The sequence below is a fragment of the Desulfovibrio sp. 1188_IL3213 genome (assembly GCF_036763145.1).
Taxonomy (GTDB): domain Bacteria; phylum Desulfobacterota; class Desulfovibrionia; order Desulfovibrionales; family Desulfovibrionaceae; genus Desulfovibrio.
Window position 1 is genome coordinate 1 of the sequence record NZ_JBAIYR010000520.1, and the last position, 1,435, is coordinate 1,435.

The 1,435-nt window shown below is 61.9% G+C and carries 2 protein-coding genes; both read right to left on the minus strand.

All coding sequences use genetic code 11. The features are described from left to right. Positions 1–446, minus strand: a 446-nt coding sequence (locus V6C16_RS13235; protein ID WP_333543433.1) for an ATP-binding cassette domain-containing protein, incomplete at its 3' end; no start/stop codon positions are given. Then, positions 433–1,435, minus strand: a 1,003-nt coding sequence (locus V6C16_RS13240; protein ID WP_333543434.1) for a metal ABC transporter substrate-binding protein, incomplete at its 5' end; no start/stop codon positions are given. The genes V6C16_RS13235 and V6C16_RS13240, both read right to left, overlap by 14 nt.

The window sequence follows — 1,435 nt, forward strand, 5'->3', positions numbered from 1 at the left end:
AGCAGCACACGGCGCGTCTCGCCGCCGGAAAGATCGCTCATGCGGCGTTCCTCAAGCTGCTCTGCACGTACCATACGCAAAAGATCCCGTGCCTTTGCCCGTTCCGGCCCGTGAAGTCCGAGCCACAGCGGGCGGCGTTGCCGGTTGAGAGCCAGAAATTCCCCCACGCGCAAGGGCAGGCTGGCATCCAGATAGAGGTGTTGCGGTACATAGGCGGTGCGCGGCAGGCCAGACCGGCCTGCCGCAATAATGCGTCCCGTATAGGGCATTTCACCGATAAGGCACAGCAAAAGGGTTGTTTTGCCCGCCCCGTTCGGCCCGACAATCACCGTGCTGCTTCCGGCAGGCACAACGGCGCACACGTCGTCCAGAATGGGCCGCCCCCCCCGGCACACATGCACATGGTCAAAGACAAGATCAGGGGCGGCCGTATCAGCGTCGCTCAAGGTGCTTCTCAAGAATGTCAAAATTTTTGCTCATGGTTTTCTCATAGTAGTCCAGCGGCGGAGAGACCGGCCCGGAAGCCAGGGAATCCAGCGAAACGGCGGGAACCCCGGTTTCGCGCGCCAGCGCCTGCACGGGCTTGTCCGTATACTGTGGTTCGCTGATGATCAGGGCGGGCTTGTGCTCGCGCAGGGTTTTGGCAATCTGGACAAGACGCGCGGCCGAAGGCTGCGTTTCCTCATTTTCCTGAATGACGGCAATAACTTCAAGACCGCCATCGCGAGCCATGTAAGCCAGGGCATCGTGCATAAGCACTATGCCCTTGTTGGACGCCTTGCCTCCCAGGGCCGAAAGGCGCTTGCCCAGATCAAGCAGCACCTTTGCGTAAGACCGGGCGGCGTTTTCGTAGGCCGCGGCATTCTGCGGGTCAGCCTTGGCAAGGCCCCGGGCCATGTTGTTTACCATAATGCTGGCCTGGCGCGGGCTTGTAAAAGCGTGCGGATTGAGGCCACCGTGATGATGGTCGTGCGCATGGTCATGATCGTGTCCGTGGTCGTGCTCTTCCGGGCCGTGGCTGTGCGCCGCATGGTCCGCATGGCTGTGTGCGCCATGCCCGGAATCATCGTGACCGTGCCCGTCGTGACCGTGCGCATCAGGCTCATCCCCGGCGGAGCGCAGGGGAATGACGCCTTGGCTGCTGTCAACCACGACCAGACCCGGCTTGGCAACGGGCAGGGCTTTTTGCAAAAAATCGTCCATCCCCAGACCGTTGAGAAAAAGAACATCGGCCTCGGCAAGTTTTTTCATATCGCCGGGGCTTAAGGCATAGTCGTGGGGGCAGCCGGTCTGGGCCGGGATAAGCAGATCCACCTGTATGTCGGGCCGGGCCTGGGCCACATTGCGCGCCAGCAGATATACCGGATAGGTCGTAGCAAGAACGCGCAGGCTGCCCTGCCCGTGCTCCTGTGTGCTGGCCGGGGCCGCTTGCGGC